The following is a 26,059-nucleotide window of genomic DNA, read 5'->3' as shown; positions in this document are numbered from 1 at the left end:
ACGCTACGCCCGCTGCCAGGCGCCGGGCGTGAAACCGAAGTGGCGCGTGAAGATGCGCGTCATGTGGCTCTGGTCCGCGAAGCCGCTTGCAGCGGCGGTGTCCGCGAGGCTCGTGCCGCGGCGGATCAAGGCGCGTGCGCGTTCGGCACGCTGCAGCAACAGCCATGCGTGGGGCGGCACGCCGTAGGCCTTCTGGAAACGACGCAGCAGCTGGAACTTGCCGAGGCCGGCCATCGCGGCGAGTTCGTCGAGCGTGGGCGCAGCGAGCAGGTCGTCGGCGATGCGCTCGCGCACCAGCCGCACGTCGCCGTCGATCTCGGGCTGCGGCACGGCGGTGGAATGGCCTCCAAGCAGCAGGCCGCAGACTTCGACCAGCGACTCTTCGCAGGCTAAGGCTTCGGCGCTTGCAGAGGTGCTCGCGGCGCGGTTACGCCAATCGTCGAGATGGGTGAACAGACGGCGCAGTGTTTGGACCAGCCGCAAGTCCTTGAGCACGGGCCGTGTGAATTCAACGCTGCCGTCCATCGCAGCGCCGCCCAGCATGCCCGCCATCACTGCCACATCGAAATACACCATGCGCCAACGCCGCGACGGGCCGCCGAGCGGTCGGCCGTCATGCACTTCGCCAGGGTTGGTGGTGATCAGGTCGCCGGCATAGGCATCGACCTTGCCGCGACCGCTGGCCGAGCTTTGCGCGCCATGGTCGAGCAGGCCGACGCCGTAGGTCGAATGCCAGTGCCGGCCGTAGTGGCGGGCACTGTCCATCGCGGTGCCATGGACGCCCTCCCAGGGCGTTCCAAAAACCTGCGAGCGATGGTCCGGCGGCGTCTGCATCCGCCGGATGATCTCAGAGAACCGCGTTCAGAGCTTGAACGGAATCACTTCCTGGCGCTGCTCGCCCAGGCCTTCGATGCCCAGCGTCATCACGTCGCCCTTCTTCAGGAACAGCGGCGGCTTCATGCCCATGCCCACGCCGGGCGGCGTGCCGGTGGTGATGACGTCGCCGGGCATCAGCGTCATGAACTGGCTCACGTAGCTCACGATTTTTGCCACGCTGAAGATCATGGTCTTGGTGCTGCCGGTCTGCACGCGCTGGCCGTTCAGGTCGAGCCACATCGAAAGCTTCTGCGGGTTCTCGATTTCGTCGCGCGTCACCAGCCAGGGGCCGAGGGGGCCGAAGGTGTCGCAGCCCTTGCCCTTGTCCCAGGTGCCGCCGCGCTCGATCTGGTATTCGCGCTCGCTGATGTCGTTGATGGTGCAGTAGCCGGCCACGTAGTCGAGCGCGCTCTTTTGCGACACGTAGCGCGCGCGCGTGCCGATGACCACGCCGAGCTCGACTTCCCAGTCGGTCTTGACCGAGCCCTTGGGCAGCATCACCGGATCGTTCGGGCCCTGGATGCAGCTGTTGGCCTTGGTGAACACCACGGGCTCCTTGGGCACCGGCAGGCCGGATTCGGCCGCGTGGTCCGCATAGTTCAGGCCGATGGCGATGAACTTGCCGACGTTGGCCACGGGGCTGCCGAAGCGCGGCTTGCCCTTGACCAGCGGCAGCTTGTCGATCTTCTGCTTGCGCAGCTTGGCAATGGCGGCATCGCCCAGTTGATCGGGGCCGATGTCCTTGACGACGGCGCTCAGGTCGCGCAGCTGGCCCTTGTCGTCGATGAGGCCGGGCTTTTCCTTGCCGGGGTTGCCATAGCGGACGAGTTTCATGCTTTCCTTTCAGTGCATTGAATTGAGTTGATCAGTACGTGGAGCGGCCACCGGACAGGTCGAAGACCGCGCCGGTGGAGAACGAACAATCTTCGGTGCAGAGCCAGCCGACCATCGCGGCCACCTCTTCCACCGTGCCGAAGCGGCCCATGGGAATCTTCGAGAGCATGAAGGCGATGTGCTCGGGCGTCATCTGGTCGAAGATGGCCGTCTTCACCGCCGCGGGCGTCACGCAGTTCACGCGGATGCCGGTGTCGGCCAGTTCCTTGCCGAGCGACTTGGTCAGGCCGATGACGGCCGCCTTGCTCGCGCTGTAGGCGCTGGCGTTGGGGTTGCCGTCCTTGCCGGCCACCGAGGCGATGTTGACGATGCGGCCGTAGCCACCGCTACCGCCGGTGCCCTGCTTGCGCATCTGCGCGACCACCTCGCGGCAGCACAGGAACACGCCGTTGATGTTGACGTCCATCACCTGGCGCCAGTCGTCCACGGGGTAGTTCCACAGCTTGACGTTGGGGCCTGTGATGCCGGCGCTGTTGACCAGCGCGTCGATACGTGGAGCGTGCACCAGCGTGGCGGCCACGGCCTTGGCGACGGAGGGCTGCTGCGACACGTCGACCTTCAGCGCAAAGGCCTTGTCGCCGAGCGACTCGGCCGCCTTCGCGGCGGCGTCTTCATCGCGGTCCCACAGCGTGACGCTGCCGCCCGAGGCCACCAGCCGCTGCGCGATGCCGAAGCCAAGCCCCGTGGCGCCGCCGGTGACGACCGCGTGGCGGCCCTTGAAGTCGAGCTGGTTCATATGGTGATGCCGCCGTCGACGGTGAAGGCCTGGCCGGTGGCGAAGACCGATTCGTCACTGGCCAGGAACACCACCACCGGCGCGATTTCCTCGGCCTGCGCGAGCCGGCCCATGGGCTGGCGCGCGATGAAGGCCTTGCGCGCGGCTTCGGGGTCGGCATTGGCGTTGATGCGGTCGCCGAGCGAGGGCGTGTCGACCGTGCCCGGGCACACGGCATTGCAGCGGATGCCCCGGGCCACGTAGTCGGCCGCCACGCTCTTGGTGAGGCCCAGCACCGCGGCCTTGGTGGTGCCGTAGACAAAGCGGTTGGGCAGGCCCTTCATGCTGGAGCACACGCTCGCCATGTTGATGATGCTGCCGCGCCCCGCCGCCAGCATGCCGGGCAGCACGGCCTGGATGGTCCACATCTGGGCGCGCACGTTGAGGCTGAAGGCAAAGAGCAGCTCGTCGTCGGTGGCTTGCTCGATGGTGCCGTTGTGCACCACGCCCGCGCAGTTGAAGAGGATGTCGAGCGCGGGCAGCTTTGCCACCAGCGCGCCGATGGCGGCCTTGTCGAGCACGTCGAGCCTGAGCGCGGTGACGTTGGGCACGCCCGCGTAGCGTTCGAGCAGCTTCTCGTTGACGTCGGTGGCCCAGACCTGCGCGCCCTCGGCGGCCATGGCCAGCACGCTGGCGTAGCCGATGCCCTGGCCGGCGGCGGTGACCAGCGCGGTCTTTCCCTGCAATCTCATCGGTGTCTCCTCGGGTCGTGTCTTCGGGTTAGGCCCGATGATGGCGCGGGCGGTGTATCGTATTCTGAATTGGCCTTACCACTTGTCCAATTCAGGACAACCCTTAAGCCCCTCGACCTCCCTTTTTCGCTCCCGTGCCGATCCAGACCCTCGAACCCCAGCGCCTCTACCGCCAGATTGCCGAACAGTTGCGCGAGCTCATCGGCAAGGGCGAGTTCGCGGTGGGCGCGCGCATTCCGGCCGAGCGCGACCTGGCCAAGCAGTTGGGCGTGAGCCGACCCTCGGTGCGCGAGGCTCTGATTGCGCTGGAGGTGGAAGGCTGGGTCGAGATCCGCACCGGCTCGGGCGTGTACGTGCTCGACCGCTCGCACCGCACGGCCCCGCCCGTCAACGGAGCGGCTGGCGCCGAGTGGGGGCCGCTCGAAATCATCCGCGCGCGCCGCCTGGTCGAAGGCGAGACCGCCGCCATGGCGGCCCAGTACGGCAAGCGCAAGGACGTGGACGCCATACGCCGCGCCATCCAGATGATGCGAGAGCTGGCCGCGCGCAGCGAAGTACCGCACGAGGGCGATCGCGCCTTCCACCTGGCCATCGTCAATGCCTGCGGCAACGTGGTGCTGACCGAGACGGTGCAGGGCTTCCTGGAGTCGCGGCACGGGCCGATCTTCGCTCGGATGATCGATTACTTCGAGACCATGGACTCGTGGCAGGCCGCCATCGGCGAGCACGAAGCCATCCTCGACGCCATCGCAGCGCGCGACCCGGCCGCGGCGCGCGAGGCAATGCACCAGCACATGGACAAGTTCCACCAGAGATTCAGCGCGAGCTGGCGCCGCGCGAAGACCTCCTGACAAACAACAAGCGCCGACAGGCACTCACGATGACTCCCTACATCCGACTCCACCCCGCCGATGACGTCGTCATCGCGCGCTCGCAACTGCTCGGCGGCACCGTCGTCGAAGGCGTGGCCGTGCGCGGCCTGATTCCGCCGGGCCACAAGATCGCGATGCGCGACATCGCCCAGGGCGAGCCGGTGCGGCGCTACAACCAGATCATCGGTTTCGCGAGCAAGCCCATCGCCGCCGGCGAACACGTGCATACGCAGAACCTGAACATGGGCCCGGACAAGGGAGACTTCGAACGCGACTACGCCTTCGGCGCCGACGTGAAGCCCGCCCCCGCGAAGCGCGAAGCCACCTTCATGGGCATCAAGCGCGCCGACGGCCGCGTGGCCACGCGCAACTACATCGGCGTGCTGACCAGCGTGAACTGCTCAGCCACGGCCGCGCGCGCCATTGCGGACCACTTCTCGCGCAAGACCAATCCGCAAGCACTTGCGGCATTTCCGAACGTGGACGGCATCGTCGCGCTCACGCACGGCACCGGCTGCGGCATGGACACGCAGGGCATGGGCATGCAGATTCTGGAGCGCACGCTCACAGGTTACGCCACGCACCCCAACTTTGCGGGCGTGCTGGTGGTCGGGCTCGGCTGCGAGGCCAACCAGATCAACGCCTGGCTCGCGACCGGCCACCTGGCCGAGGGCGAGAACTTTCGCACCTTCAACATCCAGGACACGGGCGGCACCCGCAAGACGGTCGAGAAGGGCGTGGCACTCATCAACGAGATGCTGCCGCGCGCCAACGCGGCGAAGCGCGAGCCGTGCAGCGCGGCGCACATCACCATCGGGCTGCAGTGCGGCGGCTCCGACGGCTACTCGGGCATCAGCGCCAACCCGGCGCTTGGCGCAGCGGTCGACCTGCTGGTGGCGCATGGCGGCACGGCCATCCTCAGCGAAACGCCCGAGGTGTACGGCGCCGAGCACCTGCTCACGCGCCGCGCGGTGAAGCGCGAAGTGGGCCAGAAGCTGGTGGACCGCATCAAGTGGTGGGAGCACTACACCGAAATCAACGAGGGCGAGATGAACAACAACCCCTCGCCGGGCAACAAGGCGGGCGGACTCACCACTATTCTCGAAAAGTCACTGGGCGCGGTGGCCAAGGGCGGCACCAGCAACCTCGAGGCGGTGTATGAATACGCAGAGCCCGTCACCGCGCATGGCTTCGTCTACATGGACACGCCGGGCTACGACCCGGTGAGCGCCACGGGCCAAGTGGCCGGCGGCGCCAACCTGATCTGCTTCACGACCGGGCGCGGCTCGGCGTACGGCTGCGCGCCATCGCCCTCGCTCAAGCTCGCGACCAACTCCGCGCTGTGGCAGCGGCAGGAAGAAGACATGGACATCAACTGCGGCGAGATCGTGGACGGCACGGCGTCGATCCAGGAGATGGGCCAGCGCATCTTCGAACTGGTGCTGGCCACCGCCTCGGGCGCGCAGTCGAAGAGCGAACAGCACGGCTACGGCCAGAACGAGTTCGTGCCGTGGCAGGTCGGCGCGGTGATGTGAATCCATCGACAAGGAACAGGATGGCCAACCTCCCCTTCGGCTTTCTCGAGGGCACCGGCTTCGAGCACCGAGACCCTCGCTTCAAGTCTTGCATTCCCGGCCCCGAACGCGTGCAGCGGCTGTGGACCGGCGCGCGCTGGTGCGAAGGCCCCGCCTGGTTTGCGGCGCACCGTACGCTGGTGTGGTCGGACATTCCGAACAACCGCATGCTGCGCTACGACGAGGTCAACAGCACGGTCGGCGTGTTCCGCGAGCCGTCGAACAACACGAACGGCAACACGGTCGACCGCCAGGGCCGGCTCGTGAGCTGCGAGCACCTCACGCGGCGCGTGACGCGCACCGAGCATGACGGCACGATCACCGTGCTGGCCTCGCAATGGCAGGGCAAGCGGCTCAATTCGCCAAACGACGTGGTCGTGCATTCGGACGGGGCCGTGTGGTTCACCGACCCGAGCTACGGCATCCTCTCCGACTACGAAGGCCTGAAGGCAGACAGCGAGATCGGTGCCTGCCACGTCTATCGCATCGACCCGGCGAGCGGCGAGGTCGAACGCATGGCCGACGATTTCGTGAAGCCCAACGGCCTGGCGTTCTCGCCCGACGAATCGACGCTGTACATCGCCGACACGGGCGCGAGCCACGCGGCGGACGGGCCGCGGCACATCCGCCGCTTCAGTGTCGGCCCCTATGCCAGGAGACTTGACGGCGGCGAGGTATTCGCCGAGTGCACCAACGGGCTGTTCGACGGCTTCCGGCTCGACACCGAAGGCCGCATCTGGACCAGCGCGCTCGACGGTGTGCACGCCTATCACCCCGACGGCACGCTGCTCGGCAAGATCCTGATCCCCGAGCGCGTGGCCAACGTCTGCTTCGGCGGGCCCAAGCTCAACCGCCTTTTCATCTGCGCGACCACGTCGCTCTATGCCATCACGCTGAACGCGAAGGGAGTCTGATCCATGTCCAGAACACTGGAGGCCAACGGCCTGCAAGCCACCGTTGCCCGCATCCTCGAGGCCGCGGGCAGTTCGCCGGCCGAAGCGCAACAGGTGGCTGCCAACCTCGTGCTGGCGAACCTGAGCGGCCATGATTCGCACGGCGTGGGCATGTTGCCGCGCTACGTCGATGCAGTGGCCGAGGGCGGGCTGAAGCCGAATGCCGCGGTGCGCGTCAACCTCGACATCGGCACGCTGATGGGGCTCGACGGCCAGCACGGCTATGGGCAGATCGTCGGCGTGCAGGCGATGGAGCTCGGCATTGCGCGGGCGAAGCAGCACGGCAGCTGCATCTTCACGCTCTCGCACGCGCACCACCTGGGGCGCATCGGGCACTTCGCGGAGATGGCCACGGCGCAGGGGCTGGTGGCCATGCACTTCGTCAACGTGCTGTCGCGGCCGGTGGTCGCGCCCTGGGGCGGCGGCGACGGGCGCTTTGGCACCAACCCGTGCTGCATCGGCATTCCACTGGCTGGCGCCGAACCCTTCGTGCTCGACTACGCAACCAGCCGCGTGGCACAGGGAAAGATGCGCGTGGCGCACAACAAGGGCGAGCGCGTGCCCGACGGCTACCTCATCGACGAGAACGGCGCGCCGACCAACGACCCGGGCGTGGTGGTGGTGCCGCAGGGCAACGGGCTCTTCGGCGCGCTCATGACTTTCGGCGAGCACAAGGGCTACGGGATGGCGGTGGCGTGCGAACTGCTCGGCGGTGCGCTCACTGGCGGCGGCACGTGGCACCGGCCGGCGGACACGGCGCGCACGGTGTTGAACGGCATGCTGACTGTGCTGATCGACCCGGCGCGGCTGGGCACGCAGAAGTCCTTCGATGAAGAGACGCGGGAGTTCGTCGACTGGCTGCGGCAGAGCCCACCGGGGCAAGGTTTTGACGAAGTGCAGATTGCCGGCGAACCGGAGCGCAAGGCGCGCGCGGCGCGACGCAAGGACGGGATCTGGGTGGACGACGCGACGTGGGGAGAAATCGTCGCGGCGGGAGCCAAGGTAGGCGTGGCCGTCGCGTAGGGCTTTGGCGCTGATAGCTATCGGCGGGCACTTCGCGACTTCTGGCTCAGCACCAGCGCGATGCCTCCCAGAATTGCCACCGAAGCAGCCGCCAGCCGCGGCGTGATCGCCTCCGACAGGAACAGCACGCCGCCGAACGCAGCCAGGAGCGGCACCGACAGCTGCACGGTGGCCGCGCGCATGGCCGAAAGGCGGCTCAGCGCCGCATACCAGACCACATAGCCGAGGCCCGAAGTCAACGCGCCGGAAACCACGGCAAGCACAAGGCCGGTCGCGTCCACGCGAGCGCTGGCCGCGAACACCAGGCTCAACGCCAAGGCTAGCGGCACGGCTCGCGTGAAGTTGCGCGCTGTGGCCGCCAGCGGGTCGGCCACGCCACGGCCGCGCAAGGAATACACCCCCCACGCCACACCCGCGATCGCCATCAGCACGGCGCCGAGAAGCGGCGGCGCGGCGATGCCAGGAGACACCAGGTAGACGAGTCCGCTCGCCGCCAGGACGAAGCCGAACCACGCGAGAGCCCCGAAGCGCTCGCCGCCGGAGCGCAAGCCCACGCCGAACATCGTCAGCTGGACCGCGCTGAACAGGATCAGCGCGCCCGTGCCTGCGGGCAGGCTGAGGTAGGCGAAGGAAAAGAACGCGACATAGCCGAACAGCATGACGGCGGCCAGCCAGTCGACGCGGACGGACGTGGCCGGCGGCTGCGCCCTGAAGCGCACGATGAGCCCCAGCATGAGCGCTCCCGCCACGAGCCTGACGCTGCCGAAGCTCGCTGCATCAATGCCTTTGTGCTGCAGCGCGAGCCGGCACAGCAGCGAATTGGCCGCGAACGCGAGCATGGCCACCGCCGTGAGGAGGATCGTCTGCAGCGTGGGCTGCCGGGTGTCGCGCGCGTCATCGGGCATGCGCCCTCCGTCGAGGAACTGCGCAAACATTGGCTTGCCACCGAGGCCCGGCGGCAAGGGGCGAGTTGATGCTACCCCGCTCGAAGACTCAAGGCGAGCCGGTCGACGCCCCCCCGGAAGGGGCGAGGACGAATCAAACGATCAAGGCGATCGTGGCTTCGAGGTGTTCGGAAGGCGCGCGGCGGAAACCCGAGCGCGCAAAGCGCTGCAGCTGACCCACGACGAAGGCCGTGAGCGCCGCTGCGCGCACCTGGGCGTCGACGCTGGGCGTGGCCGAGCCGTCGGCCGCGGCGGCCCCACGCAGCACCTGGCGCAGCGTGGCTTCGATCTTGTCGAAGAACTGGTTCATACGCTGCTGCAGGCGTTCGTTTTCGTAGACCAGCGCGTCGCCCACCATGACGCGGGTCATGCCTGGGTTGCGCTCGGCGAACTGGACCAGCAGCGTGAGGATCTTGGCGGCCTGCTGGGCACCGGTGGCGCCCTCGCGCTCGAGGATCTGGTTGACCAGCGTGAAGACGCTCTGCTCGATGAAGTCGATCAGGCCCTCGAACATCTGGGCCTTGCTGGCGAAGTGGCGATAGAGCGCGGCTTCGCTCACTTCGAGCCGGGCGGCCAGCGCGGCGGTGGTAACCCGCTCGGCACCGGGCTGCTCGAGCATGGCGGCGAGCGCCTGCAGGATCTGCACGCGCCGCTCACCCGGCTTCGGGCGCTTGCGCGCCGGGGGAGTGAGCGTGTCCGCGGGGGTCTCTACGCCGGAAGCACTGGTCGTCTCTTCGTTCTGCATGGGAGCGCGTGCAAAGATGTAATCAATTGATTCTCGCACAGCGCAGTGAGCACGCGCCCACCCGTTCAGCGGGCGCGGATCATCGTCCCGTAGGCCTGGTCGGTCAGGATCTCCAGCAGCATCGCGTGCGGCACCCGGCCGTCGATGATGTGCACCGCATTCACGCCGCTCTTGGCCGCGTCGAGCGCGCCTTCGATCTTGGGCAGCATGCCGCCTGAGATGGTGCCGTCGGCGAACAGGTCGTCGATTTCTCGCGCGCTCAGGTTGGTGAGCAGCTTGCCGTTCTTGTCGAGCACGCCGGGCGTGTTGGTCAGGAGCATGAGCTTCTCGGCCTTGAGCACGGTGGCCAGCTTGCCAGCCACGACGTCGGCGTTGATGTTGTAGCTTTCGTTGTCCTCGCCGAAGCCGATGGGGCTTACGACGGGGATGAAGGCGTCGTCCTGCAGCGCCTTCACCACGCTGGGGTCGATGGAGACGATGTCGCCGACCTGGCCCACGTCATGGTGCACGTTGGGATCGGCGCGGTCGGCCAGCTTGAGCTTCTGCGCGCGGATCAGGCCGCCGTCGCGCCCCGTGAGGCCCACCGCCTTGCCACCGGCCTGGTTGATCAGGCCCACGATGTCCTGCTGCACCTCGCCGGCCAGCACCCATTCGACGACTTCCATGGTCTCGGCGTCGGTAACGCGCATGCCCTGGATGAAACTGCCCTTTTTGCCCAGGCGATTGAGCGCCGCCTCGATCTGCGGACCGCCGCCGTGCACCACCACCGGGTTCATGCCAACCAGCTTGAGCAGCACCACGTCTTCGGCAAAGTCGGCCTGCAGCGCCGGATCGGTCATGGCATTGCCGCCGTACTTGATGACGATGGTCTTGCCGTGGAACTTGCGGATGTACGGCAACGCCTGGGCCAGGATCTCGGCCTTGTCGCGCGGGGGGATGTTGAGGACGGGGTCGGTCATGGGCGGTCAGGCTCCAAAGCGAAGGACAGGGGAAATTCTCGCAAAGAAAGATGTCGTCAGGGGCGCAACCAGCGGGGCACCTTGAAGCGCACGATCATCAGGTACGCCCCCACATAGGTGGTGACGAACAGCAGGCAGAAGAACATCAGCACGATCGTGTTGTTCCAGAACAGCACGGCCGGCACCACCGACAGCGCGGCAAACATCCAGAGGTACGGCGAGGTGCGGTTGTTGCGCGCCAGCAGTTGCCGGGCCTCGTCGTCCGCGAAAGCCACGCGCACGATGCGGCGGAAGATCAGCTGGTGGAAATGCAGCGCATCGGCCGTGCCGGGCGACTGGCCGCGCGCCAGCTTGCGGTAGATGGAGAACAGCGTTTCCCACACCGGATAGATCAACAGCAGCATCGGGAACCAGGGCGACACCACGCGGTGCCGCTGCACCAGCGTCACGCAGGCCACGGCGATCACCATGCCCCAGACGTAGGCCCCGCCGTCGCCGGCGAAGATCTTGCCGCGCGGGTAGTTCCAGACCAGGAAGCCGAAGGTGGCGCCGACCAGGCAGATCACCATGGCCGCCAGTTGCCGGTCGCCCACCTGCAGCGCCACGTGGGAAATGGCTAGGCAGACCAGCACGGCAACCGTGCCCGCGAGCCCGTTGTAGCCGTCGATGATGTTGAATGCATGCGGCAGGCCGCCGATGGCCAGGGCTGCGAACAGCACGGTGGCATAGGGAATCATCGCCAGCCAGCCGTCGACCGTCTCGAAGCCGGTGCGCGCCACGCCCAGCCCCAGCAGCCAGCACACAAGCAGCGCCGAGCCGATGGTGAGCCCCAGCCGGTAGCGCACCTTCACGTTCTGGGTGACGTCTTCGACGATGCCCCCCACCACGGCCGGCAAGATGCACAGCAGCGTGAGCATCGAGGTCTTGACCGGCCACGACACATTGAACGGATCGGTGCCGGTGATGCCGGCCGCCAGCCAGGCCACTCCCATGCCCACCAGGATGCCCGCACCGCCCAGGCGCGGCACATGGCCTTTGTGAAAGCGCTGGGGCATGTCGGCGCCGTAGAGGCGGGCATGCCTGCGCGCGCGGCGCATGAACAGCTGGACCGAGAAGGCAGCGACGAAGAAACTGATGACGATCAGAGCAATCATGTGTGGGGGTTGGGGAACCCTAGAATTCCCGAGCGAAATTAGACCATGCCCACGCCCCCCTCCCCCCGCCCCCCGATCACCATTTCAATCGTGAGCCACGGCCAGCTCGCGCTGGTGCTGCCGCTGCTCGAGCAACTGGACCGGCACAGCCGCGAAGTCATCGACAAGGTTTTGCTCACATTGAACATTCCCGAGCCCGATGTGCTCGCTGGCCGCAACTGGGGCTTCGAGGTAGAGCGGATCGAGAACGCGAGCCCCAAGGGCTTCGGTGCCAATCACAACCAGGCCTTCGAACGCTGCGGCACGCCGTGGTTCCTGGTGCTCAACCCGGACATCCGCTTCGACAGCGACGTGCTGACGCCGCTGCTCGCGCAGGCCGCGGCCGACGCCGGGCTGCTCACGCCGCGCATCCTGGAGCCCGGCAAGGCCGAGCCGGAACCGCACCGGGCGATGCTCACGCCACTTGAAATCGTAGGAAGAAAGAAGCCCGACTATGTGCGGCCGACGGTGCCGGCGTGGATTCCGGGGCTGTTCATGCTGTTTCGCAGCGAGGTCTACCGGCAGCTCGGCGGCTTCGACGAGAAATTCTTCATGTACGGCGAAGACTTCGATATCTGCGCACGCACCCGGCTCGCGGGCTGGAAGCTGCAGGTCGGCGAAGACCTGGTCGCCCGGCACGACGCGCAACGAGAAAGCCACCGGAGCAAGAAATACCTGTACTGGCACGTGACCAGCCTGCTGAAGGTGTGGCTGTCGGGGTCGTTCTGGCGGTACCGGCGGCTTCGCAGCTGACTCAGCCGCGTTCGAGCAAGTCCTGCGCGATGGCGTGCCCGCCGCGGCCGAACCGCGCATAGCGGCCACGCGCCGCCTCGACGAGGATCGGCAGCAGGCGCAGCGGCCGCGCCGCCGGAAGCTCGGCCCGGAACCGCTGGTGCGCCACCTTGGCGCGCTGTGCCTCCAGGTAGCTGACCGGCACCTGGGCGCCGAGTTGCTGCAGGCGCTGCAGCAGCGCTTCGGCCCTGCACAGCCGCGCCACGTGCTTGTCGCCGCGCTCGGCAAAGGCCTTGGCCATCTTCTCGGACAGCGAGAGCCGCCGTGCGCCGATCTGGTTGCTGGCGTGCTGGCGGTAGTCGATGGTCGGCTCGGGCAGCACGTCCATGCGGCCGATGGCTGCCGCCACGGCCGCCAGCCACTCGTCGTGCACCCACTCCGGCGCGAACGGCAGCGCCGTGTCGAGCAAGATCTTGCGGAACATCGTGGTGGCACCCGTCACGAGGTTGCGTCGCAGCAGGACTCCGAAGGCCTCACCGCTAGCGATGGCTGCCAGTTCGGCGGGCTGCACTTCGAGCGCGTGGAAGAGCGTGGAGCCCAGGGGCTTGAGTTCGGCATCGACAAGGCGCGCGTCGGTGTGTAGCAGCAGCAAGTCGGGCCGCGCCTCGAACTGCGCCACCATGCGCGCGAGCCGACCCGGGTGCCAGACGTCATCCTGGTCGCACAGTGCGATGAGGTCATGGCTGCAGGCACGCGCGGCCTGCTCGAAATTGCGCGTGACGCCCAGTGGAGGCGTGTTGCTGAACACGCGCAGCGCGACCTGGTCCGCCACGCCGCACTGCGCGAGGGTGTCGCGCACAACCGCCAGGGTGTTGTCGGTGGAGCCGTCGTCGGACAGCACGATCTCCCGCGGCAACGGCGTCTGCGCGCAGATGCTTCTGACCTGCTCGGGGAGATAGCGCGCGCCATTGCGAGTGCAGAGCGCGACGGAAACGTCGAGGGCCATCAGACCGGAGGCAGGCGGGGCGGCCAGGCGTAGCTGAAGTCTTCGCGGGCCAGCATGAGGTTGGGGCTGTAGGCGGGGTCGTTCTGGATGAGGGCGCCCCAGCGTTGGTGCATGTAGGCAGCTTCTTCCTGGAACTGCGCCTGCTTCTGCGGCGAGACATCCTTGGCGCGGGTGGCGGACTCGTAGTGGAACAGTTCCGCGTAGGGCGTCCAGACGTTGCGCAGGCCCGCTTCGCGCAGCCGGAGGCAGAAGTCGATGTCGTTGAAGGATTCCTTCAGGTGCACTTCGTCAAGGCCGCCGGCTACGAGGTAGTGGCACTTCTGGATCACGAGGCAGGCCGCGGTGACCGCGGAGAGCGTCTGGATCAGTGCCGCGCGGCCCGCGTAGCCTTCTCGACCCATCGGCATGCGGCGGTGCGAATGCGCGGCGATGCCCCCCACGCCCAGGATCACGCCGGCATGCTGCAGAGTCTTGTTGGGGAACCACAGCCGCGCCCCCACGGCGCCGACACCCGGCTGCAGCGCAAGGCTCACCATCTCGCTCAGCCAGTCCGGCGTGATGACTTCGATGTCGTTGTTGACCAGCGCCACCAGTTCACCGTTGGCCGAGGCAACCGCCCCGTTGTTCAGCGCCGCGTAGTTGAAATCGCGGTCGTCGCGGAGCACGCGGACATTCGGCTTCTCCGCGGCAATGCGCTTGAACCAGGCCAGCGTGTCCGGATCGTCGGAGCCGTTGTCGACGATGATGATTTCGTAGTTCGAATAGCTGGTTTTCTCCAGGATCGATTCGACGCATTGCCGAGTCAGCCGCAAGGCATTGCGCGTCGGGATGATCACGGAAACCAACGGTAAGACATCGGGCAAGGCGTAATGCACGCGGTACCCGAAGTCGAGGTGTTCGGCGGTGGCGCGCACGCCGGTGCGCATGAAATGCTCGTTCAGCGCGCGCTCGCCTGCGATGGCCGCATAGGGCTTGGCGCTCATCGAACGGGCCGTGCTCTCCACGTGCACGCGCCAGTGGTACAGCACGCGCGGAATGTGCTGGATCTGGCTGGGCTGTATCCGCTCCATGCAGCGCAGCACCAGGTCCCAGTCTTGCGAGCCTTCCATGCCGACGCGGAAGCCTTCGACTGAACGCATCAGTTCGGTCGAAAGCACGCCCAGATGGCTGAACATGTTCTGCGAGCGGAAGAGATCGACGTTCCAGTCGGACTTGAAGTAGGGCCCGAAACGGTGCCCCCCCTCGTCGACCTTGTCTTCGTCCGAGTAGATCAGCTTCACGTCAGGATGGGCCGCGATGCAATCGGCCACCCAGAAAAGCGCATGGGCCGGCAGCAGATCGTCGTGGTCCATGAGCGCAACCCAGGAGCCCGAGACCAGTTCCAGCGCACTGTTGGAAGCGGCCGAGATGTGACCGTTTTTCGGGCGAAATACCACCTTGATGCGCGGGTCGCTCACGCTGTACGACTTGAGGATCTCGCGCACCTCGGCCGAAGGCGATGCGTCGTCGGCGATGCAAAGCTCCCAGTTCGGATAGATCTGGCTTCGCACCGACTCGATAGCCTCGCGCAGCCACGCGGGGTTGGGGTTGTAGGTGGGCATCACGACCGAGATCAGCGGCCGGTCTTTCATGGCGGCCAGGCGCTGGGCGATCTTGTCGCGCAATTCGGGAGTAAGGGTGTCATAACGCTGCACCCACTTCGTATAGTCGTTGTAGCCGCCGAATCGCCTGCCCAGTTCCCAGCGAATGCCCGCCCAGCCCGACCTCTTGAACATTCGCCATGCCCGCTGCACGCGCCCCATCATTCCGGGGCCTTGCCAGAGTCCGGCCAGGCCGAGGATGAATCGATAGACAGATTTCATAGATTGCGCACCCGCGAGGCGGATGAGGCGGAGCTTGTGGGAGAAATGCCGGAAAAAGCGGCGCCGAAACGATGCGTCACCGGCCGCGCGGGAGGGGATTATCTTCGCAACCATCTATCACGATGGCCGACGACAGCCGTTTCACCCCGAACCAGTCTCCGGAGGGCTGCCCGTAAAATTGGCGGGTTACAAAGCAAAAGGAAAAGAATGAGGCTGCTCTCAGTGGTGCTCTCGGGAGGCGCCGGCTCCAGGCTCTGGCCTGCTTCGCGCCAAGCCTTTCCCAAGCCGTTCATGAAGATTGGCGACTCCACGCTGCTCCAACAAGCCATCGAGCGGGGCCAGGCTTGCGGCACCGGCGACCTGATGATCGTCACCAACAAAGACCATCTGTTCCTCACGAAAGACGTGCTCGGGCAAATGAGCGACCCGCCGACCACGACGTTTCTCCTTGAACCCAGGGGACGCAACACCGGTCCGGCCATCGCGCTTGCAGCGCTTCAATGTGCGCGCCAGTTCAGTGGCGACACAGTGATGCTCGTCCTTTCCGCAGACCACCTGGTGCCGGACGTGCATGCTTTCGTGGCCAGCGCGACGGAAGCCTTCCGCCTGGCGCAGGAGGGCAACCTCGTTGTGTTCGGCGTGAGCCCAACGAGCCCCGACACCGGCTTCGGCTACATCGAAGTCGAGCACGTTTCGCGCGAGAGCCAGAGCGTCAAGCGCTTCGTCGAGAAGCCCGACCTCGAAACGGCACAAAAGTACCTGGCCACCGGCCGCTACTACTGGAACAGTGGCATGTTCGCGTTCACTGCCGACACCATCATCGCGGCGCTCGAGAAGCACGCCCCGGACGTGATCAGAGCAGCAAGGCGTGCGCTCGAAACCGCCAAGATTTCCGGCGCATCCGTCAACTTCGATCTGCATGCTTTCGGCTTGCAACCAGACATCAGCATCGATTACGCGGTGCTGGAGCACGCCTCGAATGTCCATGTAGTGCCCGCCAAGTTCAGCTGGAGCGACGTGGGTTCGTGGCCCGCAGTATCCAACGCGCTGACGCCCGATGCCAGCGGCAACACACTTCCGGACGATGTAGTGGCCCTCGACACGACAGGCACCCACGTGCAGGTCGAGAGCTATGGCCCGAAGGTCGTTGCCACCATCGGCGTTCACGACCTCGTGATCGTCGACACGCCCGACGCGCTGCTGGTCCTGCACAAGGACAGCGCACAAAAGGTGAAGAAGGTCGTCGACGTGCTCAAGGCCCGCAAGCACGACACGGTGCACCTGCCGCCGGTGGTCCACCGTCCCTGGGGCACATACGCCTCGCTCAAGGAAGAAGAAGGCTACAAGGTCAAGCGCATCACCGTGAGACCCGGCGAAGCGCTGTCCTTGCAATACCATCACCAGCGCGCAGAGCATTGGGTAGTCGTGCAGGGCCGCGGCATCGTGCAGATCGGAGAGACCGAGCATGAGACGCTTCCAGGCCAGTATCGCTACATTCCCCTGAAGGAAAAACACCGTCTGACCAATATTGGCGACGAGGAGCTCGTGCTCATCGAAGTCCAGTGCGGCGGCTACCTGGGCGAAGACGACATCGTCCGCCTCGCAGACACTTACGGCCGTACATGAGTCAAGTCCATTCCAATCTTCACCGAAGCGCCCTGTCCGACTGGTGGCAAGGCACCCGCCGCACCGATATCTGGTGGACTCTCGCCTGGTTCGACATCGTCCTGCGCTATCGCCGCTCCATGCTCGGTCCGATGTGGCTCACCTTGAGCATGGGCGTGATGATCGGTGGCATGGGGCCGCTGTACAGCTCGCTGTTCGGCACCGAGCTCTCGCGCTTCTTCCCGCACCTGGCACTGGGCATCATCTTCTGGGGCTTTTTCTCCAGCATCGTGACCGATGCCTGCAACGCCTTCGTCGGGTCGTCGAACTACCTCAAGCAGGGTTACTTCCCGATCAGCCTGTTCGTCTGGCGAAGCCTGGCGCGCAACCTGATCCAGTTTGCACACCAGATCGTGCTCTACATTCCCGTGGCGATCTGGGCCGGCATTTCGCTGTCCTGGTCGGTGCTGCTCGTGCTGCCGGCCTTCGCCATCCTGATCGTCAACGCGCATGCACTGGGCCTATTGCTGGGGCTGATCTGCACCCGCTACCGCGACGTCACGCAGATCGTCACCAGTGTGATGCAGATGCTGATGTTCCTGACGCCGGTGTTCTGGCTGCCCGAGAGCCTTCCCGGCCGTGCCAAGTACGTGCTGTGGAACCCATTCGCGCAGATGCTGGACCTGCTTCGCACGCCCCTGATGGGTGGCGTTGCACATATCCACAGCTGGATCGGCATCCTGGTCTGGACGGCGCTGTGCCTGACTCTTGCCATCCTTCTGTTCTCGAAGTACCGCCGCCGCGTCGTCTACTGGCTCTGATCCATGGCATTCATCTCACTCAAAAACGTCGCCGTCAACTTTCCGATCTACGGTGCCGGCGCCAACTCCCTCAAGAAGACGCTTGCAGCCTCCGTGACCGGTGGGCGCTTCGGCAAGGAAACCGGCGTGACCGTGGTGCAGGCGCTCAGCGGCATCAACCTCGAGCTCAAGAGCGGTGACCGGCTCGGCCTCGTGGGCCATAACGGCGCGGGCAAGTCGACATTGCTGCGCACGCTGGCCGGAGTCTATGAGCCGTCTTCGGGAGAGTTCGCGCGCCAAGGCTCGGTAGCCAGCCTGATCGACCCTTCGCTGGGCATCGAAATGGACGCGACGGGCGTGGAGAACATCATGCTGCGCGGCCTGGTGATGGGCATGAGCAAGAAGGAAATCGACCGCCTCACGCCTGATATCTGCGAATTCAGCGGCCTGGGCGAGTATGTGAACATGCCCGTGCGCACCTACTCGACCGGCATGATGATGCGCCTGGCGTTCTCGATCTCCACCAGTGTCGAAGCCGACATCCTGCTCATGGACGAATGGCTCTCGGTGGGCGACGCGGAATTCACCGAAAAAGCCGAGAAGCGGATGCGGGACGTGGTCTCGAAGTCCGGCATCCTGGTGCTCGCATCGCATTCGCCGGAACTCATTGCCAAGGAATGCAACCGAGTGATCCACCTCGAACACGGTCGGATCGTCGAGCAGTAATTTTCGGCGCGCAAGCTCAGCGCCTTGTGCGCCGCAGCACCTCGATCTCTTCCAGACGTGCCTTGATCCTTCGCCCTGCGGCCTCCAGAGAGAGGTTGGCTTCGGCGCTTGCCTTGGCACGAGCGCCGAGGCCACGCGCCCATACCTGATCGTCGTAGAGGCGACGCATGAGCCGTGCGGCGTGCTCGACCGACGGCTCGGCCCATTCGAGGTTCGCGTCGTAAGGGGGAATCGGCTTGCCCAGCTTCACAAGTTCGTAGGGCACGAGCAAGCTGTTGTCAGCGTCCATGAAGTCGACGTTGCCCGAGAAGTTGGTGGCGATCACGGGCTTGCCCATGAGCATGGCTTCCGCCATCGTGAGGCCAAGGCCTTCGCTGCGGTGGAGCGACACGTATGCGTCACAAGCATTCATGAGCGAGAGCACTTCATCAGGACTGAACACCTGGTCGATGACCGTGATGTTCGCGCCAGCCGCGGCATCGCGCAGCTTCTGCAGTTCCGCCGGATGCCGGTCGCCGAACGAGGTCTTGAGGACCAGCGAGACCTTCTCGTCCTCACGAAAGGCGGCCCTGAAAGCGCGAATCAACCCTAACGGGTTCTTGCGCTCCATGACGCTCATCATGTGGAAGGTGAACAGAAAGGTGTAGCGGTCCTCGTCCAGGCCGAAATCGCTGCGCTTGCGCACCTCGAAAGGCGTCAGCCGCACCCCAGGAAACAAGGTACGAACCGGCACGGACAAGCGCTCGCGCAGGCCGCGTGCGATGAATTCCGTGGCCGTCCAGACCTCATCGACCTGTTTCGCGCTTTCGACCCAGGCATCGGGGATCGAGTCGAACTCCCAGTACCAATAAGCGATCCTGTAGGTCCGGGGCGAGCGCTCTGCAAGGTCGGCCCTGGCGTAGGCCTCCGGGAAAAAGGGTTCAGGCTGCGTATGAATGACCGTGACGTCGTGCACCTCAAGGCCGTCGAAATCGACATGGTGCGGATCGTCCTTGGCGTCCGTTCGCAGGTCGCGCAGCGAAGTGTCCAGGCCGACCTGCCCAAGTGCCTCCGCGATCGACTCGACGGAGACGCGCAGGCCAGACGGATAGCAGAAATGGCCGATGATGTTCACGCCCGGCTTGAGCAGCGCCGACGCCACCGCGCGGGCATCCAGCGCCTGGCACCATCGACGGGCCTCGGCGCTCAGGCCGGGCTCCTCTGCGGAGGCCAGCCATTCGAGCAACGCGAGCGCCTGGCCGGGATCTGAAAGGGCCTGCGGATGCCTGGCCTGCCACGCCGCCTGCGCGCCATAGCCCAGGCGAATCTGCAGCGCCGGCTCGTACCACTCGGGGGCGGCGTCCACGCCGACCCACTGCGGGTCGGCGCCGTAATGACGTGCGAACCAGGAGGCGAATGCGGACCAGCCAAAAACGGTCAACGCATCGGGAAACTGCTGCTGCCAATCAGGCGTGAACAAATAGGCCCGAGCCAACTCGGCGCGGGGGTTCTCGGCCGCCTGCATGAAGAGCCAGAGGATCTCTTCACGCCGCAAATGAGCCTCGGCCTCGCTCCACACATGCTGCATGAACCACCCGAGCAGGCTGTGCCGGCCCGCCGGAGTCAGCCCATGAGGCAGTACTTGCCGGATGCGCGGCTCGGCCATGAACGCCTGTCGCGCCCGCGCTGCGAAGTCCCCGGAAAAAAGTCCGGCGACATGCGCCTGCGAAACGGGCGTCAGGCCTGTGTCTTGCGCGCCATCGTCGCTTTGAAGCCACACCAGAAAGGCGTTCTTGTCAGCCGTCTCCGACAAAGCATAGGGAAACCTCGCATACAAGTCCTTACGGCCACGCAACAAGGACATGCAGAAGCGCGCGGCCGTCCATGTGTCGGTTACCGCCCCAGGATCGACGGAGGACCCGACGACCGACGCCGTCGGCGTGCCCGCCGCCTCGGACAGCGCAGCATCGCTGCACAGGTCCAGCAGCGCCGGCATGCCCGCCGCGACCTTGCCCTGCGCCAGCGCCTCCAGACGAGAGCGCTCCCTCTCGATCAGGCCGTCCAGCAGCCGCGCCTTCTCTTGGCTGGCCGCGCGCTCCCGCAGAAAACGAAGCCGCTCGGGCATGCGCCATGGTGTCATCAACCAGAACGCGGCCTTCGGAACCCTTCGCGCGTTTCGGCGCAACGCATCGAACCCTGTCATTTTGTTATTTACTTTCACTAGCAAACGTAATTTCTTCCGGATCGTGGGGTATCCGACGAGGAGATCATGCCCAAGAATGGGCGCTTTCACCTCGTAAAATGCGAAACATCCGCCTATCTGAGTGCATGTTTCCCAGGAACGTCCGCGGTTTTTGCCGGCTGGTCCCTTTGCACTTCCTACTAACAACTTCATGACGTTTATCTCATACGCGCAGAACTTCGAAGACGTCATGCTCTGGCGCGCGCTCAAGCACGTGCCGGCCGGAAAGTACATCGACGTGGGCGCCCAGGACCCGGTCGTCGACTCGGTCAGCAAGGCGTTCTACGAACACGGCTGGCGCGGCATCCATGTCGAGCCGGTCCCTCGCTATGCGGAAATGCTGCGCCGCGATCGCCCCGATGAAACGGTGTTGCAACTGGCGTTATCGGACGAGGCAGGCATTCTCGAACTCAACGTATTTGAGGACACCGGCCTGAGCACCGGCGTCAAGGAGTTTGCGGACAGCCACCGCACACAGCACGGCCTCGCGCACCGCACCGTTGCGACGCCGATGCTGCCGATGCGCACCGCTTTCGCGTCGCTCGCGGGGCAGCCGGTGCACTGGCTCAAGATCGACGTCGAGGGCCTCGAAGAGGCGGTGCTGCGCGGCTGGGACAGCGAAGTGCTGCGGCCCTGGATCATCGTCATCGAAGCAACCGTGCCGATGTCGACCGAAGTCCGTTACCAGGGCGCAGAAGACATCTTGCTGGCCGCACGCTACGAATTCGCCTATTTCGACGGCCTCAATCGCTTCTATCTCGCGGCCGAACATCCTGAGTTGAGGGCGGCCTTTTCCTCGCCGCCCAATGTGTTCGACGGCGTGCGCCTCAGCGGACTGGCCAACTCAGAGTTGTGCAGAGGATTGCTGGAGGCCCATCGCGCCGAAACGGACAAGCTCGGCGAAACCATTCGGGTGCAGCGAAGCGAGGCCCTTGAAGCACTGGCCGAGGCGCAGGCCCAAGCCCAACGCAGGCTGCGCGAAATCGAGGCACAGGCCCAGCGCGACGTGCAGACCGCGTCTGCCGCGCTGCGGCTGGCCGAATTGCAACGCAGCGCGACTCAACTCCGGCTCGATGCCGTCCTGCACAGCTCGTCCTGGCAAATCACCGCGCCCATGCGCTCGGTTGGCACACTGTGCCGACGGCTGCTTTCCGCGTTTCGCGAGGGCCGTTTGACCAGCGGTATCAAGCGCCGCATCAAATCGGTACTGCGCGTCTGCGCCCTCGTTGTGATGCGGCACCCGACGCTCAAGAGCGGCCTGCTGGCCATCCTCAAGTTCGTTCCTCCCCTGCATCGGCGGCTGCGCACCATGCTTGCGCCCCCGCCCATCGCACCACAAGGCGGCCTGCTGCCAGGCGACACCCTGTCTGCGATGTCGCCCGCCACGCGTGCCGTGTACCTGGCACTGAAGGCAGCCAACGGACGCGAATGAGAGCGCCACGTGCGCGGATTTCCGCGCTGCCCCCGACCCCACATCACAAAGCCCAACGCTCGGAGTACTGCAAATGATCATCGTCACTGGAGCGACAGGCTTCATCGGATCGAATCTGGTCGCCCATTTGAATCAACTGGGCCACACCGACATCGTCATCGTCGACTGGCTCGGCACCGGCGAGAAGTGGAAGAACATCGCCAAACACCGCTTCGTCGAGTTCGTCTTTCCACAGGATTTTCCGGCCTTTCTCGAGAAGAGCAGCGGCGCGGTGGAGGCAGTGTTTCACCTGGGCGCCATCTCGTCGACGACCGCAACGGATGGCGACGAAGTCGTAAGCAACAACATCCAGTTCTCGATGAATCTCTGGAACTGGTGCGCCGCCAGGCAAGTGCCCTTCTTCTATGCGTCGTCGGCAGCAACCTACGGAGACGGTGATCAGGGGTTCGACGACACGCACGACATCGCTCCGCTTCGCCCGCTGAACCTGTACGGCTGGTCCAAGCAGGCGTTCGACCGCTGGGCGCTCGGACAAGCGGAAAAGGGCGTCGCCCCTCCCCGCTGGGCCGGCTTCAAGTTCTTCAACGTGTATGGCCCGAACGAATATCACAAGGCCGACATGATGAGCATCGTCGCGAAGAACCACTCCCGCGTGATGGCCAAGGAGCCTATCCACCTCTTCAAGTCGCATCGCCCCGACTTCAAGGACGGCGAGCAACTGCGCGACTTCGTCTACGTGAAGGACTGCTGCAAGGTCATGTCGTGGTTCATGGCCGGTGCGCGCCAGAACGGCGTCTACAACCTCGGCACGGGTTCAGCCCGCTCGTTCCGCGACCTCATCGAGGCTGTGGGCACGGCATGCGGCATCAAGCCGGACATCCAGTACGTGCCCATGCCCGAGAACCTTCGCGGCAAGTACCAGTACTTCACGCAAGCGGCCATGCAGAAGCTTCGCGCAGCAGGGTATGACGAAGGCTTCTACTCCCTCGAAGAGGGCGTGGCCGACTACGTCCAAGGCTATCTCAACACGCCCGACAAGTTCGCCTGATATGCAGCAGCCTTCTTCCTCCCCCGCCAAGCCGCGCATCCTGGTCGTCGGCGACATCATGCTCGATCGCTACGTGATCGGCGAGGTGTCGCGTATCTCGCCGGAAGCGCCAGTTCCGGTGCTGGCCGCCAAGCACGAAGAAAACCGGCCTGGTGGCGCCGCCAACGTAGCTGCCAACATTTCAGCCATGGGCGGCGATGCGACGCTGCTGGCTGTTGTCGGTGAAGACAACGCCTCGGCGGAACTCGATGCCTGCCTGCAGCGCTACAACGTCAACACACTGTTCGTGAAGGACCCACAGGCCGGCACGACCCAGAAGACACGTCTGGTGGTCGGCTCGCAGCAAATAGCCCGTGTCGACCGGGACGTGCGGCCCACGGGCCAGACACAGCAACGGTTGCTGGAGGAGTTCGAACGCCAGGTGAGCCGCTACGACCTGGTGGTTTTTTCCGACTATGCCAAGGGCACGCTGGACCGGCTGCCTGAGTTCCTCGAAGCCGCGTCCAGGCAAGGCGTACCGACACTGGTCGACCCCAAACGGGTCACTCCGGAGTTCTATCGAGGGGCCTTCCTGCTGAAGCCGAACAACAGCGAATTCATCGGCCTCTTCGGCGCATACGGCTCCGACCAGGAGTTGATGGCCAAGGCCAGCGCCGCGATCGACGCGCTGCAGTTGCAGCACCTCGTCATCACGCGTGGTGCCAAAGGCATGGTCATCGTCAGCGCCGGCGGCCACACGGATTTCGTTCCCACTCGGGCACGTGACGTTTTCGACGTGTCAGGCGCGGGTGACACGGTGCTGGCCGCGCTAGCCACGGAACTGTCGGCCAAGCACTCCATCTCGGATGCCGTTCACCGAGCGAACGTGGCGGCCGGCATTGCCGTATCGCACCCCGGTACCTATGTCGTCAGCGAGCAAGAGATCGATGCGGAAGCCAACGACTTCAGCCACGAACACCCGAAGGTGCTGACCGAAGACCAGCTCAAGATCGCCCTGATCAACCCCAGGCTGCAGGGCAAGAGGATCGTTTTCACCAACGGTTGTTTCGACATCCTTCATCCAGGCCATGTCCGACTCCTTAAGGCGGCGCGCGCTCTGGGCGACGTCTTGGTACTCGGGCTGAACTCCGACGAATCGGTCCGCAAGCTGAAAGGGCCGAGCCGCCCAATCAACAACTTTTCCCACCGCGCAGAGGTGCTGGCCGGCTTGGCGTCTGTTGATTACATCGTCGAGTTCGATGCACCGACGCCGTTGGAAACCATCCAGTACGTGCTGCCGGATATTCTCGTGAAGGGCGGGGACTACCCCGTGGCCGACATCGTCGGTTACAGCGAAGTGACGGCACGAGGCGGACAGGTAGTCGCGCTCGATTTTCACGACGGATATTCGACGACCCGGATCGTCGATGAGATCAACAAGACCCGAAAGTCGTGACGCAGGTGGAAAATTTCGAGGAACTGCGCGCGCGTGTCGGCAACTGGCTGAGCACCGACGCACTTTCACTATGGGTCGATAGCGGGTACGACGAAAAGTTCGGGCTCTTCCACGAGAGACTCGATTTCTCGGGCCGCCCGCTGGAAGCGTTGCCACGGCGCCTGATGGTGCAGTGCCGCCAGTTGTACGTGCTAGCGCACTTGAGTTTGCGCGGCATGCGCGACAGCCGTGCCTTGATCGACCGCACCTGGCAGCAGGTGTTACGCCGCTTCTATCGCAAGGACCTGCCGCATCGCTGGGCATTCTCCATCGGTCCCGACGGGGAGATCCATGACTGCAAGTGCGATTCGTACACGCTGGCGTTCCTCCTCTTCGCCCTCGCCTGGCTCTACCGGCTGAAGCCCGATCCCTCTTACCTCGCGCTGGCCGACGAGGTGTTCGCGGTCCTTGAAGGCCCTTTGGCCGCCAGCAAGGGAGGTGTCATCGATGCACTGCCGAGGCCCGATGGTTTTCTGCGGCAGAACCCAACGATGCACTTGCTGGAGGCCTGCCTGGCACTCTATGAATCCGCAGGACGCCCACAGGACCTGACACGCGCGCACGCACTACACGCGAACTTTTCCACGCAGATGCTCTGGCGAGCGCAAGCCGCATTGCCCGAACAACACGATGATGCCTGGAACGCCGAAGGCATCGCGGACAACTGGTACGAACCCGGCCACCATTTTGAATGGGTGTGGCTGCTGCGCCGCTTCTCGGTGTTGAGCGACGTGAATGTCGACGACGACGTTCGAGTCCTGCTATCGCGCGCAGAGCGCGAGGGCATCGATGCCGAGGGCTTCGCCGTAGAGCGCGTCAGCATTCTTGGCGGCGCTCCGGTCGGCAGCCGCCGCTCCTGGGGCACCTGCGAATATCTGAAGGCTTGCGCCGCCGAAGCGGAAGCAACACCCGCGGAAGCGGACAAGTGGCGAGATAAGGCTGCCAGCGCGCTGGCAGCCTTGCATAGCGGCTTTCTTTCGATCGAGCCCTCCGGTCTTTGGCGAGACCGCATCGATGCCCAAGGAAAGACGCTATCGGCCGATGTTCCGGCTAGCAGCCTTTATCACTTCGTCTTTGCACTCATGGAGTGCGAGCGTGTGTTCGGCCGCGTCCTGCAGCATCCTCCCGCCTCGACATCAGCAAAGGCGCCCGCGCTGTTTCTTGACCGGGACGGCGTGATCAACATCGACACGCACTACCCGAGCAAACCCGAAGACATCACCTTCATCGAAGGGGCGAGCGACGCCATCCGGCTCGCCCAGTCCCAGGGCTACAAGGTCGTGGTGGTGTCGAATCAGTCAGGCATTGCCCGCGGCTATGCCAGCGAAGCCCAGGTGCTGGCCCTGCATCAGTGGATGGCTGCACGCCTCCAGGAAAAGGGGGCTCATGTCGATGCCTGGTATCACTGCCCTTTCCACGACGAAGCAAAGAATCCGGCCTACCGACACGAAGATCACTTCGATCGCAAGCCGAATCCAGGCATGGTTCTTCGTGCGGCACTCGACCTGAACATCGACCTCAACCGCTCGCTGCTGATCGGCGACAACGAATCGGATGTCACCGCTGCCACTCGCGCGGGCGTTCCTGGCCATCTGTTCAAAGGTGGGGACCTGTTTGAATTCGCACAACCGCTACTGGGAAAAGTCTAGCTCT

At 65.1% G+C, this 26,059-nt stretch carries 23 protein-coding genes; 12 read left to right on the top strand and 11 right to left on the bottom strand.

Features of this window, described 5'->3' with window-relative positions:
- Positions 1-3: 3 nt before the first annotated feature.
- Genes ACSFCA_RS33405 through ACSFCA_RS33390 form a run of 4 tightly spaced genes read right to left on the bottom strand, consistent with a single transcriptional unit; the run spans position 4 to position 3,237 of the window.
- Positions 4-834 (bottom strand): AraC family ligand binding domain-containing protein, encoded by an 831-nt coding sequence (locus tag ACSFCA_RS33405; RefSeq protein ID WP_435462507.1) that lies wholly within the window; start codon positions 832-834, stop codon positions 4-6.
- A 27-nt stretch (positions 835-861) separates the two neighbouring features.
- Positions 862-1,710, bottom strand: a complete 849-nt coding sequence (locus ACSFCA_RS33400; RefSeq protein WP_435462506.1) for a fumarylacetoacetate hydrolase family protein — start codon at positions 1,708-1,710, stop codon at positions 862-864.
- 31 nt (positions 1,711-1,741) lie between these two features.
- Positions 1,742-2,506 (bottom strand): SDR family NAD(P)-dependent oxidoreductase, encoded by a 765-nt coding sequence (locus ACSFCA_RS33395; RefSeq protein WP_435462505.1) that lies wholly within the window; start codon positions 2,504-2,506, stop codon positions 1,742-1,744.
- Positions 2,503-3,237, bottom strand: a complete 735-nt coding sequence (locus tag ACSFCA_RS33390) for an SDR family oxidoreductase (protein ID WP_435462504.1) — start codon at positions 3,235-3,237, stop codon at positions 2,503-2,505. The genes ACSFCA_RS33395 and ACSFCA_RS33390 overlap by 4 nt, the downstream gene beginning before the upstream one ends.
- 134 nt (positions 3,238-3,371) lie before the next feature.
- On the opposite strand from ACSFCA_RS33390, the gene ACSFCA_RS33385 reads away from it, so the two are divergent.
- Genes ACSFCA_RS33385 through ACSFCA_RS33370 form a run of 4 tightly spaced genes read left to right on the top strand, consistent with a single transcriptional unit; the run spans position 3,372 to position 7,659 of the window.
- Complete coding sequence (locus tag ACSFCA_RS33385) at positions 3,372-4,088, top strand: FadR/GntR family transcriptional regulator (RefSeq protein WP_435462503.1); 717 nt, start codon at positions 3,372-3,374, stop codon at positions 4,086-4,088.
- Between the two features lie 29 nt (positions 4,089-4,117).
- Positions 4,118-5,644 carry a UxaA family hydrolase gene (locus ACSFCA_RS33380; RefSeq protein WP_093079157.1) on the top strand — a complete coding sequence of 509 codons (1,527 nt, stop codon included), beginning with the start codon at positions 4,118-4,120 and terminating at the stop codon, positions 5,642-5,644.
- Between the two features lie 20 nt (positions 5,645-5,664).
- Complete coding sequence (locus ACSFCA_RS33375; RefSeq protein WP_258351338.1) at positions 5,665-6,597, top strand: SMP-30/gluconolactonase/LRE family protein; 933 nt, start codon at positions 5,665-5,667, stop codon at positions 6,595-6,597.
- Between the two features lie 3 nt (positions 6,598-6,600).
- Positions 6,601-7,659 carry a malate/lactate/ureidoglycolate dehydrogenase gene (locus tag ACSFCA_RS33370; protein WP_435462502.1) on the top strand — a complete coding sequence of 353 codons (1,059 nt, stop codon included), beginning with the start codon at positions 6,601-6,603 and terminating at the stop codon, positions 7,657-7,659.
- A 17-nt stretch (positions 7,660-7,676) separates the two neighbouring features.
- Here the strand turns inward: ACSFCA_RS33370 and ACSFCA_RS33365 are convergent, their stop codons facing one another.
- The 4 genes from ACSFCA_RS33365 to ACSFCA_RS33350 all read right to left on the bottom strand — a co-directional run bounded on the left by ACSFCA_RS33365 (position 7,677) and on the right by ACSFCA_RS33350 (position 11,461).
- A complete protein-coding gene (locus tag ACSFCA_RS33365) occupies positions 7,677-8,564 on the bottom strand; it encodes a DMT family transporter (protein ID WP_435462501.1) in 888 nt (295 codons plus the stop codon).
- A gap of 133 nt (positions 8,565-8,697) precedes the next feature.
- Positions 8,698-9,348, bottom strand: coding sequence for a nucleoid occlusion factor SlmA (gene slmA, locus ACSFCA_RS33360; RefSeq protein ID WP_093057280.1), 651 nt, complete (start codon positions 9,346-9,348; stop codon positions 8,698-8,700).
- Positions 9,349-9,413: 65 nt separating this feature from the next.
- The gene (gene argB, locus ACSFCA_RS33355; protein ID WP_258351341.1) at positions 9,414-10,307 is read right to left on the bottom strand and encodes an acetylglutamate kinase; all 894 of its coding nucleotides are present in this window, start codon (positions 10,305-10,307) and stop codon (positions 9,414-9,416) included.
- A 56-nt stretch (positions 10,308-10,363) separates the two neighbouring features.
- Positions 10,364-11,461, bottom strand: coding sequence for a glycosyltransferase family 4 protein (locus ACSFCA_RS33350; RefSeq protein WP_435462500.1), 1,098 nt, complete (start codon positions 11,459-11,461; stop codon positions 10,364-10,366).
- Between the two features lie 45 nt (positions 11,462-11,506).
- Between ACSFCA_RS33350 and ACSFCA_RS33345 the strand changes: the two genes are divergently transcribed.
- Positions 11,507-12,253 (top strand): glycosyltransferase, encoded by a 747-nt coding sequence (locus ACSFCA_RS33345; RefSeq protein ID WP_435462499.1) that lies wholly within the window; start codon positions 11,507-11,509, stop codon positions 12,251-12,253.
- Between the two features lies 1 nt (position 12,254).
- On the opposite strand, the gene ACSFCA_RS33340 is transcribed toward ACSFCA_RS33345, so the two are convergent.
- Together ACSFCA_RS33340 and ACSFCA_RS33335 are read right to left on the bottom strand one after the other, a co-directional pair.
- A complete protein-coding gene (locus tag ACSFCA_RS33340) occupies positions 12,255-13,238 on the bottom strand; it encodes a glycosyltransferase family 2 protein (protein ID WP_435462498.1) in 984 nt (327 codons plus the stop codon).
- Positions 13,238-15,100 carry a glycosyltransferase family 2 protein gene (locus ACSFCA_RS33335; RefSeq protein WP_435462497.1) on the bottom strand — a complete coding sequence of 621 codons (1,863 nt, stop codon included), beginning with the start codon at positions 15,098-15,100 and terminating at the stop codon, positions 13,238-13,240. The genes ACSFCA_RS33340 and ACSFCA_RS33335 overlap by 1 nt, the downstream gene beginning before the upstream one ends.
- Positions 15,101-15,307: 207 nt before the next feature.
- Between ACSFCA_RS33335 and ACSFCA_RS33330 the strand changes: the two genes are divergently transcribed.
- The 3 genes from ACSFCA_RS33330 to ACSFCA_RS33320 are packed head-to-tail and all read left to right on the top strand — an operon-like array spanning position 15,308 to position 18,231.
- Positions 15,308-16,726, top strand: coding sequence for a mannose-1-phosphate guanylyltransferase/mannose-6-phosphate isomerase (locus ACSFCA_RS33330; RefSeq protein WP_435462496.1), 1,419 nt, complete (start codon positions 15,308-15,310; stop codon positions 16,724-16,726).
- Positions 16,723-17,526 (top strand): ABC transporter permease, encoded by an 804-nt coding sequence (locus ACSFCA_RS33325; RefSeq protein ID WP_435462495.1) that lies wholly within the window; start codon positions 16,723-16,725, stop codon positions 17,524-17,526. Before ACSFCA_RS33330 ends, ACSFCA_RS33325 begins: the two co-directional genes overlap by 4 nt.
- A 3-nt stretch (positions 17,527-17,529) precedes the next feature.
- On the top strand, positions 17,530-18,231 hold the full coding sequence (locus tag ACSFCA_RS33320; RefSeq protein WP_093178336.1) for an ABC transporter ATP-binding protein: 702 nt from the start codon (positions 17,530-17,532) through the stop codon (positions 18,229-18,231).
- A gap of 16 nt (positions 18,232-18,247) precedes the next feature.
- Here the strand turns inward: ACSFCA_RS33320 and ACSFCA_RS33315 are convergent, their stop codons facing one another.
- Entirely contained in the window at positions 18,248-20,503 is a 2,256-nt protein-coding gene (locus tag ACSFCA_RS33315; RefSeq protein WP_435462494.1) for a glycosyltransferase family 4 protein, read from the bottom strand.
- A 139-nt stretch (positions 20,504-20,642) separates the two neighbouring features.
- Here ACSFCA_RS33315 and ACSFCA_RS33310 point away from each other — a divergent pair, with 139 nt between their 5' ends.
- From ACSFCA_RS33310 to ACSFCA_RS33295, 4 genes are all read left to right on the top strand, one after another.
- Positions 20,643-21,884, top strand: a complete 1,242-nt coding sequence (locus ACSFCA_RS33310; protein ID WP_435462493.1) for an FkbM family methyltransferase — start codon at positions 20,643-20,645, stop codon at positions 21,882-21,884.
- Between the two features lie 73 nt (positions 21,885-21,957).
- The gene (gene rfaD / locus ACSFCA_RS33305) at positions 21,958-22,932 is read left to right on the top strand and encodes an ADP-glyceromanno-heptose 6-epimerase (protein WP_435462492.1); all 975 of its coding nucleotides are present in this window, start codon (positions 21,958-21,960) and stop codon (positions 22,930-22,932) included.
- A gap of 1 nt (position 22,933) precedes the next feature.
- A complete protein-coding gene (gene hldE / locus ACSFCA_RS33300) occupies positions 22,934-24,367 on the top strand; it encodes a bifunctional D-glycero-beta-D-manno-heptose-7-phosphate kinase/D-glycero-beta-D-manno-heptose 1-phosphate adenylyltransferase HldE (RefSeq protein WP_435462491.1) in 1,434 nt (477 codons plus the stop codon).
- Positions 24,364-26,055, top strand: coding sequence for an HAD-IIIA family hydrolase (locus ACSFCA_RS33295; RefSeq protein WP_435462490.1), 1,692 nt, complete (start codon positions 24,364-24,366; stop codon positions 26,053-26,055). Before hldE ends, ACSFCA_RS33295 begins: the two co-directional genes overlap by 4 nt.
- Positions 26,056-26,059: the final 4 nt, after the last annotated feature.

It is taken from the genome of Variovorax multivorans (genome assembly GCF_051216835.1).
In the GTDB taxonomy this organism is placed as follows: Bacteria; Pseudomonadota; Gammaproteobacteria; order Burkholderiales; family Burkholderiaceae_C; genus Variovorax.
The sequence above is the reverse complement of the archived record's forward strand: the minus strand, read 5'-3'. Positions and strand labels throughout refer to the sequence as shown.

Excerpts from the sequence above, each read along its gene's own strand:
- rfaD (WP_435462492.1), top strand. The coding sequence starts at position 21,958 with ATGATCATCGTCACTGGAGCGACAGGCTTCATCGGATCGAATCTGGTC.
- argB (WP_258351341.1), bottom strand. The coding sequence starts at position 10,307 with ATGACCGACCCCGTCCTCAACATCCCCCCGCGCGACAAGGCCGAGATC.
- ACSFCA_RS33310 (WP_435462493.1), top strand. The coding sequence starts at position 20,643 with ATGCTCTGGCGCGCGCTCAAGCACGTGCCGGCCGGAAAGTACATCGAC.
- ACSFCA_RS33370 (WP_435462502.1), top strand. The coding sequence starts at position 6,601 with ATGTCCAGAACACTGGAGGCCAACGGCCTGCAAGCCACCGTTGCCCGC.
- ACSFCA_RS33330 (WP_435462496.1), top strand. The coding sequence starts at position 15,308 with ATGAGGCTGCTCTCAGTGGTGCTCTCGGGAGGCGCCGGCTCCAGGCTC.
- ACSFCA_RS33405 (WP_435462507.1), bottom strand. The coding sequence starts at position 834 with ATGCAGACGCCGCCGGACCATCGCTCGCAGGTTTTTGGAACGCCCTGG.
- ACSFCA_RS33395 (WP_435462505.1), bottom strand. The coding sequence starts at position 2,506 with ATGAACCAGCTCGACTTCAAGGGCCGCCACGCGGTCGTCACCGGCGGC.
- ACSFCA_RS33320 (WP_093178336.1), top strand. The coding sequence starts at position 17,530 with ATGGCATTCATCTCACTCAAAAACGTCGCCGTCAACTTTCCGATCTAC.
- ACSFCA_RS33390 (WP_435462504.1), bottom strand. The coding sequence starts at position 3,237 with ATGAGATTGCAGGGAAAGACCGCGCTGGTCACCGCCGCCGGCCAGGGC.
- ACSFCA_RS33400 (WP_435462506.1), bottom strand. The coding sequence starts at position 1,710 with ATGAAACTCGTCCGCTATGGCAACCCCGGCAAGGAAAAGCCCGGCCTC.
- ACSFCA_RS33340 (WP_435462498.1), bottom strand. The coding sequence starts at position 13,238 with ATGGCCCTCGACGTTTCCGTCGCGCTCTGCACTCGCAATGGCGCGCGC.
- ACSFCA_RS33335 (WP_435462497.1), bottom strand. The coding sequence starts at position 15,100 with ATGAAATCTGTCTATCGATTCATCCTCGGCCTGGCCGGACTCTGGCAA.
- hldE (WP_435462491.1), top strand. The coding sequence starts at position 22,934 with ATGCAGCAGCCTTCTTCCTCCCCCGCCAAGCCGCGCATCCTGGTCGTC.
- slmA (WP_093057280.1), bottom strand. The coding sequence starts at position 9,348 with ATGCAGAACGAAGAGACGACCAGTGCTTCCGGCGTAGAGACCCCCGCG.
- ACSFCA_RS33345 (WP_435462499.1), top strand. The coding sequence starts at position 11,507 with ATGCCCACGCCCCCCTCCCCCCGCCCCCCGATCACCATTTCAATCGTG.
- ACSFCA_RS33325 (WP_435462495.1), top strand. The coding sequence starts at position 16,723 with ATGAGTCAAGTCCATTCCAATCTTCACCGAAGCGCCCTGTCCGACTGG.
- ACSFCA_RS33380 (WP_093079157.1), top strand. The coding sequence starts at position 4,118 with ATGACTCCCTACATCCGACTCCACCCCGCCGATGACGTCGTCATCGCG.
- ACSFCA_RS33375 (WP_258351338.1), top strand. The coding sequence starts at position 5,665 with ATGGCCAACCTCCCCTTCGGCTTTCTCGAGGGCACCGGCTTCGAGCAC.
- ACSFCA_RS33350 (WP_435462500.1), bottom strand. The coding sequence starts at position 11,461 with ATGATTGCTCTGATCGTCATCAGTTTCTTCGTCGCTGCCTTCTCGGTC.
- ACSFCA_RS33365 (WP_435462501.1), bottom strand. The coding sequence starts at position 8,564 with ATGCCCGATGACGCGCGCGACACCCGGCAGCCCACGCTGCAGACGATC.